General features: G+C 53.7%; 12 protein-coding genes. 10 read left to right on the top strand and 2 right to left on the bottom strand.

The window, feature by feature from the left end:
• Positions 1–7: 7 nt before the first annotated feature.
• The 5 genes from VMX96_08590 to VMX96_08570 all read left to right on the top strand — a co-directional run bounded on the left by VMX96_08590 (position 8) and on the right by VMX96_08570 (position 6,345).
• Entirely contained in the window at positions 8–1,747 is a 1,740-nt protein-coding gene (locus VMX96_08590) for a hypothetical protein (protein HUU63954.1), read from the top strand.
• Positions 1,744–2,538, top strand: a complete 795-nt coding sequence (locus tag VMX96_08585) for a prepilin peptidase (protein HUU63953.1) — start codon at positions 1,744–1,746, stop codon at positions 2,536–2,538. The genes VMX96_08590 and VMX96_08585 overlap by 4 nt, the downstream gene beginning before the upstream one ends.
• 406 nt (positions 2,539–2,944) lie before the next feature.
• Positions 2,945–3,256 (top strand): GIY-YIG nuclease family protein, encoded by a 312-nt coding sequence (locus VMX96_08580; GenBank protein HUU63952.1) that lies wholly within the window; start codon positions 2,945–2,947, stop codon positions 3,254–3,256.
• A gap of 397 nt (positions 3,257–3,653) precedes the next feature.
• A complete protein-coding gene (locus tag VMX96_08575; GenBank protein HUU63951.1) occupies positions 3,654–4,130 on the top strand; it encodes a type II secretion system protein in 477 nt (158 codons plus the stop codon).
• 682 nt (positions 4,131–4,812) lie between these two features.
• Positions 4,813–6,345 carry a trehalose-6-phosphate synthase gene (locus VMX96_08570; protein ID HUU63950.1) on the top strand — a complete coding sequence of 511 codons (1,533 nt, stop codon included), beginning with the start codon at positions 4,813–4,815 and terminating at the stop codon, positions 6,343–6,345.
• A 165-nt stretch (positions 6,346–6,510) separates the two neighbouring features.
• Here VMX96_08570 and VMX96_08565 read toward each other — a convergent pair whose 3' ends face one another.
• A complete protein-coding gene (locus VMX96_08565) occupies positions 6,511–7,443 on the bottom strand; it encodes a mechanosensitive ion channel family protein (protein ID HUU63949.1) in 933 nt (310 codons plus the stop codon).
• Positions 7,444–7,471: 28 nt separating this feature from the next.
• Positions 7,472–8,998: a YifB family Mg chelatase-like AAA ATPase gene (locus VMX96_08560; GenBank protein HUU63948.1), complete on the bottom strand. Its 1,527-nt coding sequence runs from the start codon at positions 8,996–8,998 to the stop codon at positions 7,472–7,474.
• A gap of 599 nt (positions 8,999–9,597) precedes the next feature.
• On the opposite strand from VMX96_08560, the gene alaS reads away from it, so the two are divergent.
• From alaS to aroC, 5 genes are all read left to right on the top strand, one after another.
• Positions 9,598–12,273 carry an alanine--tRNA ligase gene (gene alaS / locus VMX96_08555; protein ID HUU63947.1) on the top strand — a complete coding sequence of 892 codons (2,676 nt, stop codon included), beginning with the start codon at positions 9,598–9,600 and terminating at the stop codon, positions 12,271–12,273.
• Positions 12,254–12,661 (top strand): Holliday junction resolvase RuvX, encoded by a 408-nt coding sequence (gene ruvX / locus VMX96_08550; protein ID HUU63946.1) that lies wholly within the window; start codon positions 12,254–12,256, stop codon positions 12,659–12,661. The genes alaS and ruvX overlap by 20 nt, the downstream gene beginning before the upstream one ends.
• A complete protein-coding gene (locus VMX96_08545; GenBank protein ID HUU63945.1) occupies positions 12,658–13,590 on the top strand; it encodes a shikimate dehydrogenase in 933 nt (310 codons plus the stop codon). The genes ruvX and VMX96_08545 overlap by 4 nt, the downstream gene beginning before the upstream one ends.
• A gap of 111 nt (positions 13,591–13,701) precedes the next feature.
• Positions 13,702–14,244, top strand: coding sequence for a transposase (locus tag VMX96_08540; protein ID HUU63944.1), 543 nt, complete (start codon positions 13,702–13,704; stop codon positions 14,242–14,244).
• Between the two features lie 529 nt (positions 14,245–14,773).
• Positions 14,774–15,925: a chorismate synthase gene (aroC, locus tag VMX96_08535; GenBank protein ID HUU63943.1), complete on the top strand. Its 1,152-nt coding sequence runs from the start codon at positions 14,774–14,776 to the stop codon at positions 15,923–15,925.
• Positions 15,926–15,977 lie beyond the last annotated feature (52 nt).

The raw sequence follows: 15,977 nt of genomic DNA, 5'->3' as shown, positions 1-15,977 counted from the left end.
CTATGAAATGACACCCCCAAAGAAACCACAGCAAGAGGATAGGGCGAAGGAAAAGGCCAGGGCTAAAGAGGCTGCTGAGGCAGAGAAGAAAGCCAGGGCGGAGGAAAAGGCTAAGGCCAGGAGAAGTGCCCGTGCAGAGAAGATAGCCAGGGCTGAAGAAATGGCCAGGGCCAAGGCCCAGGCCAAGGAAGCTGCCGAGGCTGAGAAGAGAGCCAGGGCAGAGGCTGAGGCTGAGACCAAAGCCCAGGCAAAGAAAGCTGCCCAGGCAGAGAAGAGAGCCAGGGCCGAGGAGGAGGTTAAGGCTAAAGAGGCTGCTGAGGCAGAGAAGAAAGCCAGGGCCGAAGAAACGGCCAGGGCCAAGGCCCAGGCCAGGGAAGCTGCCCGGGCGGAGAATAGAGCCAAGGCGGAGGAGAAGGTAAAAGCCAGGGAAGCTGCTAAAGCTGAAAAGAAAGCCAGGGCAGGGGCAGAGCCAAAGCCCAAAGCCAAAGAGGCTGCTGAGGCAAGGGCTAAGCCGCCAAAGAAAGCAGTGGCTAAGGCCAAAGCGAGAAGGAAGGCTAAGGCAAAAGAAGCCGCCGAGGCTGAGAAGAAAGCCAAAGCGGAGGAGAAGGCCAGAGCAAGGCAAGAGGCTGAAGCGCAGAAGAAGGCCAAAGCGGAGGAGAAGGTAAAAGCCAAGGAAGCTGCTAAAGCGGAAAAGAAAGCCAGGGCAGAGCAGAAGTCCAAAGCTAAAGAGGCTGCTGAGGCAAGGGCTAAGCCACCAAAGAAAGCGGTGGCTGAGGCCAAAGCGAAAAAAAAGGCAAAGGCTGCGCCAAGAAGAGCAAAAAAGCCAGCGCGAGGAATGCCCCGATTCCCCACCCTGCAGATCGGTGGCGGGAAGGGAGGGAAGCGTATTATTTCCTTGAGCGTCGAGGGCACTGACCTGAGGCTGGTCACTTTCTACAGGGACTCCATCGAGTCCTGGGACCGCGTACCACTTAATCCCCAGTTTCTACAGATGGGACATGTGGCTGATCCAGAAGGGCTGGGCAGCGCTATAAAGAACGCCCTGGAGGGAAAAGGGGTTAAAAACAGCCATGTGGTCTGTGCCCTCCCTGAGATGAGGGCGGTATCCCGGGTAATAAGTGTGCCAAACATGAGCAAGAAGGAAATGGAGAGTGCTTTCCCCCGCGAGATCAGGAGGCTGATGACGGTTTCGGAAGAGGACAATTACATTCACTGGCAAGCGCTACCTGCAGGGAAGGAACAAACACAGGTTTTTGTGTTGGTCGTCCCCAGGGAAGGGGTGCTTCAATTCCTGGAAGCGCTTCGCCTGGGCGGGGTAAAGCCCCACGCTCTCGACCTAAAACCGCTGGCCCTGATGAGGGCGGTGAACCAGAAGGATGCCATAATTGCCAATGGCGAGAGCCATAGCGTAGAACTAATAATAGTGGTTGACGATGTCCCCGTCCTGATACGAAGCATCTTCATCGGTGAAGGGGAGGTCGCTGAAGACTACGCCGTCGGTCGAATTAGCGATGAGATAAGGCGAACCATAGTTACCTACGATGAGACGAATAAGGAAAACCCCCTGGACCCGGATATACCTATCTATCTCAGCGGTGCTGCGGCTTCCAGTGTGCCCTTTGCTCTAAATGTAGCTGCGTTTATCGGGCGCACCGTCCAACCCCTGGAGCCCCCGATACATTGCCCTGAAGATTTCCCCCTGGCTGACTTCATGGTGAACGTGGGTCTGATCCTCAAAATCCTATGACCACTTCGCTATCAATCGCTATTTTCGCCCTCCTCGGCCTGGCTGTGGGCAGCTTTCTCAATGTTTGCATCGACCGTATGCCCATAGGCAAGTCCATAGTTAGACTGCCCTCACACTGCAACTCCTGCAACCGGCAGCTCAGCGCCGCGGATCTGGTGCCCCTACTCAGCTACCTGTGGCTGCGCGGTCGTTGCCGCTACTGTGGCGCCCGCATACCCCCCCGTCTGCCCATTGTGGAGCTGATAACCGGGCTCCTCTTCGCCCTGCTTACCTGGCACTACGGCCTGAGCCTCCAACTTTCCATCGCCCTCATCTATGTCTGCATCTTCCTGGTAATCTTCTTCATCGACCTGGAGCAGCAACTTATCCTGGACATCGTGGTCTACCCGGCGATGGTGCTGGCGCTCATTTTTTCCTTCTTCTGGAACGGTTTTTACCAGTGGCCTAGCACAGGCATTTTTAACGCCCTTCTTGGAGGAGCGGTAGGCCTCGCCTTCATGGGTTCAGTATATCTAATCGCACTGTGGCGTTATCGAAGCATGGGCGGCGGTATGGGACTCGGTGACGTAACCCTCGCAGTGCTCATCGGCTTGGTTGCCGGCTTCCCCCTGGTGTTCGTTGTCCTGATACTGGGCACCCTTAGCGGCGGACTGGTGGCTGTCTCACTGCTACTGCTGCGGCTGAGGCGGGGAAGGGACCCCATCCCCTTTGGCCCCTTTCTGGCCGCCGCAGCTATGGTGGTCCTTCTGTGGGGGCATGGAATCCTGGACTGGTACACCGGCTTAATGTAACAAATCAAGTATTAAATATCAAAAAGCCAAAATACCCCAACCACCAATTACTAATTTACCTAATTACCAATAACCAGTTGATAGTAGCTATCAGCCATTAGCAGTCAGCTACTATGAAGGGAAATCCCCTCTGGTGAGTGTTTGGGAATGTCCCCCAGTGCTCCATCTCAGGGAGTGTGGGAAAGCTAGGACTGCTATGCATTCGGCTCGCAACGACAGTAGTGGTTTTGACAGCCTTTTATCGGTCATTGCGAGGCACGAAGTGCCGTGGCAATCCCGGGGATGATGGTGAGACGCTGAGATTGCCACGCTTCGCTCGCAATGACAAAAGCGTTTGTGCCAACTTCGGCTGAAAATTACAATAGAGGTGGTTTCGCCATAGGCGAGTAATGACCATGGCATTTCAATGGCAATGACTGAGACAACATCAATGAATGCACAGTACTTCGTTTATATAATGACCAACAAGTGGAACACCGTACTTTATACAGGCGTTACCAATAATTTAATAAGAAGGGTATATGAGCATAAGGAAAAAATGATTGGTGGATTTACAAAGAGATATAATGTCACGAAGCTTGTATATTATGAAGTATTTGAAGATATAGAAAATGCCATTTTGAGAGAGAAGCAGATCAAAGACGTTTCGCGCCATAAGAAAATGGAGTTAATCAATAGTATGAATAATGAATGGCAGGAGTTATACGAAGAATTATAAAGGATTATTCTATTACTGTGAATTTTCCAGCTGTCATTGCGAGGAGCCCCTGGCGACGTGGCAATCCCGGGGATGATGGTGAGACAATGAGATTGCCACGCTTCGCTCGCAATGACGGTGGTAGAAGTCCACATACTCACCTGTCATTGCGAGGAGCCCCTGGTGCCGTGGCAATCCCCAGGGAAAATAGGGAAATAACGCGTAATAATGAGCCACACATATTCAGGTCAATTTGAATGATAGAATAATTATCGCAATCGCAATTCCCCACCACTTTATCATTTTACCGCAAAACGTCTTGACAAATTTACATTTTTATGTTATTTTAATATAAGGCTGGTAAAACGGATAATTGTGCATAAAATACTATAATAATATAGAAGGGAGGTGAGAAGAGATGCCAAGTTTGAGGAGATGGGGTTTCAAGCGCCTTGGAGGTAAAAAGGGCTTCACCCTTATCGAGTTGCTAATCGTCCTGGTGATCCTGGCAATCCTAGCCGGCGTTATCGTCATGGCAGTCGGCGGCGTTTTCGGTACCACCGAAGAGCAGGCCTATAATGCGGCTAGAGATCAACTTCAGACTGCGGCCGTTGGTTACGTGGCAACTAATACTTCTACCTCTGTAGACGACCTGCAAACAGGGGCTAATAACTCACTCAACATCTGCCTGCTATTGGGCAGTGTTACTAATGGACTGCTGCGAGAAGTGCCCGATGGTGCCAGGGCTGTAAACTGCAATAGTGGAGCTTGCTCAGGTTGCGCGGATACTAACCATTACGACTGGCGTATAGACGATAATGGAAACGTAGCTTCAGTTTGTGTAGGTGCAGAGTGTACTCTAGCTACTGACGGCTACCAGGACGTCTGGCCATAATTGCAGTTGATCGGTGAGAGGATCTTTAAAGAGACGCTCATATATAAAAGCGCTTGAGTTAACCCAAGATGCAAAATTCTAAAGGCCCCCCGATAAACCTGGGGGGCCACTTCTTTTATTATTCAGCATAACGCTAACCACCGACCGGCGTTTGCCCACCCACAGCCACTAACCCGGGAGCGGGCACAACATTTTTACGGGCAGGTTGTAGCATCCGCTCCAACAATGACTGGAGCCGATGCTCCAGGCTACCCGATTATTTATATACGCCAGAGGAGAGCATTAGCCCAAGAGCCAGCCTCTAAATATGTATAAATTAGAGCCTTTGCGATGACCCCGACAGCTCGGGGGACGTGTCAATCCCCAGGACTGAATGCAGATATGCAATGTGGAGATTACCACCCCCAAGGCAGACAGGTCGGCCGATGCTTCGGCCTAAATCGGGGTCGCAATGACAGTAGACATTCAGCCATCAGCAATCAGCAATCAGCCATCAACCAATAATCACCCCTGACCCTAATTCACTAATTACCAATTACCAATACCCCAATGTGTGCGCCAGCTTGACACTCCATGAGCCTGTATGTTAATCTAATCCCACCTGTCGATGCTTCTCTTTAGCGATGGAGTAACCCAATCTGAATCAACAATAATAGTGTGCGGTGGAGGAGAATAATTAATAATGTCACCTCAGGCTAGCACAACTCAGCTACGTAAATTGTGCCAGGAGCTTCTGGGTAAGCGGAAGCTCATCATTGCTAGCAACCGGGGTCCTATCGACTACCAGCTTACTGAAGCGGGTACTCTGAAAGGGCGCCGCGGTAAAAGTGCCATCCTCACCACCCTCAGCGAAATCAGTCGATACATGGACCTCACGTGGGTCGCCAGCGCCATGGGCAATGGTGATCGACGCGCTGCGGAAACGGCGCAGTGGCAGCGCTTTAAGGCACCCATACCCAGACACGAGCTATACATTAGGTTTATATTTTCCAGGGGAAGCACATACTATCAGTTCTACAGCGTCTTCTGTAATCCGCTGCTCTGGTTCCTGCAGCACTGCATGTGGAATTCCTCTCATACCCCCAACATCGACAATCGTATTCATGATGCCTGGGAAAATGGTTACAAACTGGTGAACCAGGCAATTGCCGAAGCGGTTATTGAAGAAGCTGCAGAGAGTGAGTTGCCCCCGCTGGTGATGCTCAATGACTATCACCTTTATCTTGCCGCAGGCTATATTCGAGAACGGATTCCAAATGCCCTCATCCAGCACTTCACCCACATCCCCTGGCCCGGAGCGCACTACTGGCAGCTTCTCCCCCGTTACATGTGCAGGGAGATCTGCAGTGGGCTTTGCGCCAGCGATATTGTAGGGCTGCAAACCGAGGAGTATGTCCACAACTTCCTGCATTCCTGTGAAGTCTTTGTTGAAGGGGCCGAGGTCGATTATAAAGACTGCACAATTCAGGTAAATGACCATCAAGTAAAGGTAAGGTCCTATCCGGTATCGGTTGATGTGTCCAACTTACGAAAGCAGTCACAGTCACCGTTATTGAGAGACTACGAGGAGAAGCTCGCCCCCTTTTTGGGGAGTAAAACCATAGTTCGAGTAGACCGGTTGGAACCCAGCAAGAACATCGTTCGCGGCTTCCGAGCCTTCGACAGGCTGCTAGATCGCTACCCCGATCTCCAGGGCAAGGTCAACTTCCTTGCCTTCATGGTTCCTACGCACCCTCGAATCAAGCAGTACCGGAGGTACGCTGAAGAGGTGAGTGAGGCAATCCAGGTAATAAACACCAAATACGGCAACGATAGCTGGCGGCCTATTACGGTATTCTCCGAGAATAACTACACTCAAGCCCTCGCTGCTTTGTGTCTATACGACGTCCTGCTGGTGAACCCGGTTATCGACGGGATGAATCTGGTTGCCAAAGAGGGGCCTGTGGTCAATCACAAAGATGGTGTCCTGATTTTGTCGGAGGCCGCCGGGGCCTGTGAACAGCTCAGGGAGAACGCCCTTCCGGTAACGCCCACTGACCTAGAAGGAACAGCAGAGGCGCTGTATCGAGCGCTCTCGATGTCCCCTGAAGAGAGGAACCAGCGCGCCGCTGCCCTGAGGAAATCCATCGAAGACGAGGATATTGACTGGTGGATTTGCCGGCAGCTCGGTGATGTTACTGCCCTGGCTCTGGAGCAGCACCAGCAAGCCACCTAATAAAGCGTGCCACATCGCCAAACCCCATTAAGGCCGAAGACCGCTTCCTGTGCCACCTCATATACTGCCTCGTCAGCGATAATCCTCAGGCAGTAGAAGTACCCCTATGGCAAGAAGCTCACCCCAGCTCCCCCAGTGCCGCTTCTCAGGGCACTTGAATGGCACCTATTCTCCCCTCTCCCCCTCTTCATCTGGAGTCACGATCTCGCCCCGTGGTTCTGGCGGCACTGGCGCCTCGGCGGGAGCCCGGGGCGGGGCATCCCCGAAATAGACCTTGGTATGGGGCCAGGGTATCTCGATACCCTCCTCATCGAAGGCCCTCTTTATCCGCTTTCTGAATTCCCCCATCACCTCCCACTGTCTTATTGGCTTGGTTTGTCCCAGCACCCTAATCTCAATCCCAGAATCCCCCAGGCTGTCCACTCGAAGCGCCTGTGGCGGTGATTTTATTAGCGAACGCCAATATTCTGCCTTGGCCATCTCCTCTCCCACCCGGTTGATGACCGCGATGGCATGGTCAAGGTCAGTGCCATATGCCACCGAGATATTCAGGTTAACTCGTGCCCATTCCTTGCTGTAGTTGCTAGCTGTCTTGATTTCGCCGTTGGGGATAACGTGCACCGCGCCATCGAAGTCCCTGAGCATGGTTCTCCTTATGTTTATCTCTTGTACACTGCCAGCTATGCCAGCTACTGATATCCAATCGCCGATATTGTACTGGTTCTCTACAAGGATAAAGAAACCTGCGATAAGATCACGAATGAGGTACTGGGCACCAAAGCCCAGAGCCACACCGATAACGCCGAACCCTGCAAGTAGCGGATAGATATTTATCCCCAGCTCAGAAAGGATCATGAATCCAGCAGCTATTGTAATGAGCACTACCCCTGTGCCCATAAATGTACGCGATAGGGTTTGTATCCTCTTTTCAGCTTCCCCTTCGGCCTTTTTGCCCTTTCCCCTTCTTCTTACAGTAATATTAAGCGCTGATGGAATCACCTTTCGCAACACATAATACAATACAGCGCAGATGAGGAGGATAATGAGAATCCGAGTGCCGTGGGAAACAAGCCAGTCAGTAACAGTGCTCCATTCCATGTCATTGCCTCCGTTAGTGGAGATTTACTTATTGTATCAGGCTCCTCGGCCGGTACTGAATCGCCTCGGCGATGTGGCTGGCACTAATGGCGGGGGAATCGGCGAGGTCGGCAATGGTGCGGGCGAGCTTGAGGATGCGGTGGAAGGCGCGGGCGGAAAGGGACAGTTGATTCATTGCTGACTTGAGCAGGCTCTGTACCTCCGGCCCCACCTGGCAGAACTTCCTCACCTCCACCGGGGTCATATCCGCATTGCAGGTGAGCCTGGAGCCCTGAAATCGCCCTCGCTGGATGGCGCGTGCCCCCTCGACTCTGGAGCGCACCCTTTCCGAACCCTCCGCCGGTCGATCGTCTACCAGCTTCTCATACTCGATGCGGGGAACCTGGACAAAGATATCGATTCGATCAAGGAGCGGGCCGCTTATACGCTTCTGATAGCGGGATATGGTGCTCATGGAGCAGGTGCATTCTTTAACCGGGTCGCCATAGTAGCCGCAGGGGCATGGGTTCATCGCTGCCACCATCATGAAGTTTGCCGGGAAGGTGATGCTTCCCTGGGAACGGCTGATGGTAACCACCTTGTCCTCGATGGGCTGGCGCAGCACCTCGAGCACGTTGTGCCCGAATTCAGGGAACTCATCCAGAAAAAGGACGCCGCGATGGCTGAGGCTGATCTCTCCCGGCCTGGGCCAGCGCCCGCCGCCGACCAGCCCGGCGTTGGAGATGGTGTAATGGGGGGCGCGGAACGGTCTTTGCCTGATTAGCGGGGTGTCTGAGGGTAGAAGGCCGCTCACGCTGTAGATCTTGGTAACCTCCAGCGCCTCTACCATGCTCATCTGGGGAAGTATAGTGGGGAGGGAGCGGGCAATCAGGGTCTTGCCGCTTCCCGGGGGACCACTCATAAGCAGGTTATGCCCCCCGGCAGCAGCCACCTCCAGCGCTCGCTTTACATGCTCCTGCCCCTTTATATGGGTCAGGTCCATCGCCGCCCAACCCTCAAGGGCGACACTCTCCTTATCACCGTCCGGGTGATAATCGGGGATGTGAGACTCGCCTTGAAGGTGTGTTACCAGTTCGGCTAATGAGCTAACCGGTATGACCTTAACTCCCTGGACCAGGGAGGCTTCCCTGGCATCGATGGCGGGGATAAATACGGTCGGCAGCCCCTTCTCCTGGGCCAGCGCCACCATAGGGAGAATGCCATGGGTGTGGCGCAGGCTGCCATCCAGAGAGAGTTCCCCCAGCAAGAACGTCTCCGATATATCTGTGGAGACCTGCTCCGAGCTCAGGAGAATTCCCACAGCGATGGGCAGGTCATAGGAAGGCCTCTCTTTCCTCAGGTCAGCCGGTGCCAGGTTCACTGTGATTCGCTTCATGGGGAAGGTGAGGCCGCTGTTCCTAATGGCAGCGCGCACCCGTTCCCTGGCCTCCTGCACCGCCGTGTCGGGAAGCCCCACGATATTAAAAGCGGGGAGCCCCGGGGAGATATCCACTTCCACCTCCACGATAGCTCCCTCAAGCCCCACCACCGCACAGCTCAGCACCTTAGCCAGCATCTTCTCGAACCATGTCCTCTACTATGCCAAATCGCGTTTCCGCCCGTTTATTTAGGCTCGATACTACCACATTGACTTGGAATCGATTATATCCCACCTTCTCATTGACCCTCGAAATTGGGCTGTCTCCACGTTTCGTATCTCCATACATACCCCGAGGATTGCCGCGGCACTTCGTGCCTCGCAATGACGATTTTATTGCGCGCCTCAGGCCGTTTCCTATCATGGCGAGCCCCCCAATGCCGAAATTTCGGACCACCCCGGGGCGTGGCAACGACAGTAAGGATGTGTCTGGCTTTGACCTATGTTACTATGGAGGTATGCCCTTGTCAATTTTATTATTGAAGACAGCGCTTCTCTTGTGGAGGAATTCAGATTGAGATGTTGTCCATAGTGAGAAGTACTTCCATATCTAGCAGCGCCTCAATCACACGATAAAACATCATAAATCAAATATCAAACATACCCCAATTACCAATTGCCATCAGCTATCAACTATCAGGCTTTACCTAATTATCCGAGCTATATAAATTTATGCATCCCAGACGTTCATTGACATACCACCCACGTATAAACTAAAATCGACAGGAAAGGCGTTAATTTTGAATAGCAACGACATTCGCGAGGCTTTTCTCCGTTTTTTCGAGGAGAAGGGACACGACAGGATTCCTGGCTCCTCACTTGTACCAAAGTCGGACCCCACCCTGTTGCTGACTACTGCGGGGATGGTGCAATTCAAGCGCTACTTCACCGGTGAAGCAACCCCTCCTCATTCCCGCATGACATCCTGCCAGAAGTGCTTCCGCGCCACGGATATCGACTCCGTGGGCAACGCCAAGCACCTCACCTTTTTCGAGATGCTGGGTAACTTCAGCGTGGGCGACTACTTTAAGAGAGAGGCCATCGAGTGGGCCTGGGAGTTTGTAACCCAGGGATTGAGTCTACCCCAAGAGCGTCTCTGGGTCACCATATTCCTCGATGACGATGAGGCTTTCGGCTACTGGCAGGAAGTGGGCTTCCCCAAAGAGAGGATCCTTCGCTTTGGGGAGGAGGACAACTTCTGGGGGCCCGCCGGCGAGACCGGTCCCTGCGGGCCGTGCAGTGAGCTTCACTATGACCTAGGTGAAGGAACTGGCTGTGGCAGGCCCGAGTGTGGCCCCAACTGCGAATGCGGCCGCTTTATCGAGATATGGAACCTGGTATTCACCCAGTATGACCAGCAAGGGGACGGCAGCCGCATCCCACTCCCCAAGCCAAACATCGATACAGGAATGGGTCTGGAGCGAACAGCAGCAGCGGTGCAAGGGGTGGCTTCGGTTTACCATACCGACCTGTTCCTCCCCCTGATAGAGCGCATAGTTGAACTTACCGGCAAACGCTACGGTGATGATGAAGCTATCGACAGGGCGATGAGGGTGGTTGCAGAGCACGCGCGTGCTATCACCTTCCTCATCAGCGATGGCGTGCTACCCTCCAATGAAGGAAGGGGCTATGTGCTGCGGCGGGTTCTACGGCGGGCTACCCTCTTCGGCAGGAAGCTGGGGCTGGAGGAGCAATTCCTGGGCACGCTGGCGGAGGCCGTTATTGGTAATATGAGCGATGTCTACCCCGAGCTAAAGCGAGAACGAAAATCCATCCTCAGCACCATCGCCGCCGAGGAAGCGAGGTTCGACCAGACCCTGAATGTAGGCCTCAATCTGCTCGATGGAATCATTGAGGAGGCCAGGAGCAGCGGGAAGGTTCGGATATCCGGTGAGGATGTCTTTCAACTATATGATACCTACGGCTTTCCCAAAGAGCTTACCGCTGAGATAGCCGCCGAGCATGGCCTCTCGGTAGACCTGGAGGGCTTTGAAAAGGAAATGGATCGCCAGAGGGAGAGAGCTCGAGCGGCGCATAGAAATACTGTAGGCAATAGAAGCGTTTATCCAAAGGGTGACACGTCCCCTGTCCATATTCCGGCAAGCACGCATTTTGTTGGCGATACAACGCTTAAACAAGAGTCTACTGTCCTGGTCCTGCTTCCTGATAATGAATGGCCAAAGAAGAGGGTAGATTCTATATCTCAAGGACAGGACGTTGGAGTCATTCTACGTGAGACGCCATTCTACGGTGAGATGGGAGGACAGGTCGGCGACACCGGAGAAATCCGTGGTAAAAAAGGAAGAATTGAAGTTACTAATACCGTCAGGCAAACAGTGAAGGGCAGCGAGTTCATAATTCACCAAGGCAAGGTAATCGAAGGGCAAATATCGGTTCATGATAATGTTAAAGCACAGGTAGACGAAAAACGCCGCCACGATATCGAGCGTAATCACACAGCGACACACCTCCTCCAGACGGCGCTGCGTGAAGTGCTTGGGGAGCACGTGCGACAGTCAGGCTCCCTGGTGGCACCGGACCACCTGCGTTTTGACTTTACCCATCCAAGCGCGCTTACCAGAGAGGAGCTATCACAGGTACAGCGCATGGTGAATGAGAGGATACGCCAGAACCTGAAGGTTAAGCACACCATGATGCCCTACCAGCAGGCTTTGGATAGGGGGGCACTTGCTTTCTTTGAGGAGCAGTATGGCGAGGAGGTACGGGTGCTGGAAATTGGGAAGCCACCGATCAGCACTGAGCTATGCGGGGGCACCCATGTCAGGGCAACGGGAGAGATCGGCTTCTTCCATATCCTTGACCAGAGCAGCATTGGAGCCGGGATTCGTCGAATCGAGGCGGTCACGGGAAGCAGTGCGGAGGGGTATATCGATGGGCAGCTTGCCATTATCGACGAGATAGTCGATGAGCTCAGGGCAACGCCTTCCGAGGTCATAAGCCGTATCTCCGCCCTCCACAGCGAAATTGATACGGAGCGAAAAAGAGCCCATGCCCTGGAGCGAGAGCTCCTAAAGATAACTGTCAGCTCGCTTCTCGGAGAGGTCGTCTCAATAAATGGAATCCCGGTGCTCAGTGCACGGGTGCCCGCCTCAAATATAGAAGCATTACGCCAAACTGGTGACCTGATAAAAGAGCGCCTGAACAGTGTATTGGTTGTCCTGGGAGCAGTCTATAACCACCAGGCCAACTTCGTGGCGATGCTCACCCCTGACCTGGCTCAAAGAGGGCTGCACGCCGGCGAGATTGTGAAGCAGGTCGCCCAGGTCACCGGTGGGCGCGGGGGCGGCAGGGTGGAGATGGGGCAGGCCGGGGGCAAGGATATCGACAAGCTCGATGACGCCCTGAGCCTAGTGAGGGATTTGGTGGCAAAATATGGCGATACTGGGACTTGATGTCGGCGAGAAGCGAATCGGGGTAGCCTTCGCCGATGGGCTCCTCGCTATCCCCCTCACTGTGCTCGATAGGGGAGGGGAAGAGTCAGACATGGAAAAGCTCCTCGCCCTGGCCAGGGAGCACGGGGCGGAGCGTATTGTGGTCGGGCTTCCCCGCTCAATGAACGGCAGTATCGGCCGGCAGGCGGAAGAGGTTCTCGCCTTCTCAGGAGCGCTTGCTCAGCATGTGGATATTCCGGTGGATACCTGGGATGAGCGCTTATCCACCGTCGCTGCAGAGCGCATGCTGCTGGATGCAGGAATGAAGCGGGAGAAGAGGAAAGGGAAGCGCGATGCGATGGCAGCGGCAATTATTTTACAGGCTTACCTTGATGGGACAAGCAAATGACGAAGTATGTGGGCCTCATCGGCTACCCTGTTGGGCATTCCGTATCCCCGGCAATGCACCGGTCTGCCTTCGACCACTACAGGCTCGATATTCGTTACGAGCTATGGGAGACGGAGCCATCGGAGCTGGGAACTGTGGTAGAGCGACTGCGCCGATCCGATACTTTGGGAGCCAATGTCACAGTACCCCATAAGGAAACGGTTATGCCCTTAATGGACGAGCTCGATGACCTCGCCCTGGAGGTGAGGGCGGTGAATACAATAGTGAATCGGGATGGCAGGCTCATGGGCTATAACACCGATGCCAGCGGCTTTCTGCAGGCTTTACGAAAAGAGGGGGGCTTTGACCCTGAGGGAAAGGGCGCGGTGCTTTTGGGCGCGGGAGGGGTAGCACGAGCGGCAGGTTTCGCCCTGGCAAGGGCAGGGGTGAAGTCGCTTATAATTACAGACATTATTGCCGAGCGGGCACACAGGTTGGCATCAGACCTGGAGCGGAGCCTGGCCCGTACCCAGGGACCACCGCCCAGGAGCTGTCTCGATGCCAAGGATGTGGGAGGAATTGCCTCGCTGGACTTCAAGATGCACCCCATCCCCGAAATAAGGGTGCTCCTTCCAGATGAGCCGCAGTTTAAGGAAGCACTATCGGGCTGCGACCTGGTGGTCAACTGCTCCCCGGTGGGGATGAAGCACAGCGATACTGAGGGCAAATCGCCGTTGGATGCAGGGCTCATCCCCAGGGAGACGCTGGTATATGATGTGGTATATAACCCACTTGAAACCAGACTGCTTGCGGATGCGAAAAAGGCCGGGGCGCGCACCCTGAGCGGGCTTTCCATGCTGGTATATCAGGGTGCGCTCTCCCTCGAGCTGTGGACCGGCAAGGAAGCGCCAGTTGACATAATGTATAGGGCAGCGAAAAAGGCGCTGTAGCAATGGTCTGTTTAAATCATCACGTGAAAGGGCAAGTGCTAGGAGTAAAAGTAGGGTGGGTGGAGTGCAACGAAACCCACCACCCCAAAATGCGGGTAAAAAGGAAAAGACTTGCCTGACTACCGTAGAGCTTGGCTAAGAGGAGGAACATTCTTCTTCACTGTTGTCACCTACAGAAGGTATCCCATCTTTGGGGAGGAAGCTGCCATTGATCTGTTGAAGAGATGTTTCCAAGTAGTGCTGGCTGAATATCCCTATAAGATGGAGGCCATAGTGATTTTACCAGACCATCTTCATTGTATCTGGACACTGCCCGATACCGATTTCGACTTCTCAACAAGGTGGAAGCAAGTCAAAGCAGCCTTCACCCGGAATTATTCTGGAGACAAAGCAGAAGGTATCTCAGAGTCAATGCGTAAGAAGCAGGAAAGAGGTGTCTGGCAGAGGAGGTTTTGGGAACACAGGATTCGAGATCAGGAGGACTTCAACCGACATTGTGATTACATTCACTACAATCCTGTTAAGCATGGATTCGTAAATTTGCCCGTAGAATGGAAGTACAGCAGCTTCAGGAAATTTGTTGAAAGAGGGTTTTATCCCCAAAGCTGGGGACACATGGTAAGAGAAGAACTCACGGTGATGGATTTGGAATAAGATAGTGGTGGGTTTCGCTACGCTACACCCACCCTACTGCTGTGGACCGGCAAGGAAGCGCCGTTTGACATAATGTTCGAGGCAGCGAAGGGAGAGTTGACATGAAACCCGTAGCTTGCTGGCATGTTTCGGACGAGGAGCGATTGCGTAATAATCTAGATTTGCATAGATGTGACCTTTATTCTCTAGAAGACAAAACAACAAGCGGGCATCCTAGAGCAAAATGGTGGTTCGAAGTTAAAATGCAACTGCAAATTGAAAACCAGGTTCAGTTCTGTTGTAAGGGCAAAAATTTGGCCATAGGTACTATTAAGAGTGGGCCATACACCCCAAGCAATCCAATAGATAAGAGGTGGGCTGGGGCTGTGGACATCGATGATATCGATTGGTTGCCCACCCCGCAGGACTGCCCATGTTATCGTGCCAATCGAAGGTTTGGTAGTCACCGTTTAGGCAGCGCGGGGCCTTGCTCGTGAACGCACGACTTACAGTATTTATATTTAAAGAATAACCTAAAAAGGATGAAAAAATGTTTCGATATCTGACCGCAGGGGAATCGCACGGTAGGGCACTGACCGCTATCGTAGAGGGGGTGCCGGCGGGCCTTGCCCTGGATGAGGAGTACATCGCCCGCGACCTTAAGCGGCGCCAGGGCGGGTACGGGCGCTCCTCCCGCATGGAGATCGAGCGGGACATGGCGGAAATCCTCTCCGGGGTGCGCCACGGGCTAACCATCGGCAGCCCCATCTCGCTGCTCATCTGGAACCGCGACTGGGATAACTGGCAGGATGTTATGTCAGTTTCACCTTCAAAGAAAGAGGTCGAAAAGATAACCCGCCTGAGGCCGGGTCACGCCGACCTGGCAGGGGCGATTAAATACGGCCTGGATGACATACGCCCCATCCTGGAGCGTGCCAGCGCCAGGGAGACTGCGGCGCGGGTCGCCGTCGGTGCGGTGGCAAGAAGGCTTCTCCAGGAGTTCGGTATTGAAATACACAGCCACACAATCGACATTGCAGGCATGTCGGTCAAGGGCACGAAGATCGAAAAAATAGATTGGGATAAGTTGGAGAGATCGCCTGTCCGCTGCTCCGAGGCAAAAGCGGAGAAGGAAATGATGGCGGCTATCGATAGGGCAAAGGAGGCTGGCGACACGGTGGGAGGGATCTTCGAGGTGGTCGCCATCGGTGTCCCCATCGGGCTGGGGAGCCATGTCCAGTGGGACCGCCGCCTCGACGGAAAGATCGCCCAGGCTATAATGAGCATCAACGCAGTGAAGGGGGTGGAGGTAGGGGCTGGCTTTTCTCTGGCAAACCTCCCAGGCTCTAAGTCCCATGACATAATTGAGAGAGCGGGTGGAAGATGGCGCCACGCTACCAATCGAGCAGGCGGCATCGAGGGCGGGATGACGAATGGCGAGCCTATCACGGTAAGCGCGGTGGTTAAACCCATCCCCACACTGGGAAAACCGCTTCCCTCGGTGGACCTCAAGACGGGCGAGACGGTCGAGGCACACTATGAGCGCAGCGATATCTGTGTGGTCCCTGCCGCCGGGGTTATCGGCGAGGCAATGCTCGCCATCATACTCGCCAATGCCATGCTGGAGAAGTTTGGCGGTGACCATATCACGGAGGCACTGCGTAACCATAAGAGCTATCTTGATGCATTGAATAGCGCGTAAAGTTCCAAATATTAATCACCGCGTAATTATCGAAGCCATCTGGATGTATTGA

The organism is Dehalococcoidia bacterium, from assembly GCA_035528575.1.
GTDB lineage: Bacteria > Chloroflexota > Dehalococcoidia > E44-bin15 > E44-bin15 > DATKYK01.
Note: the sequence above shows the minus strand (reverse complement) of the source record. Positions and strands in the feature narration are given on the sequence as shown.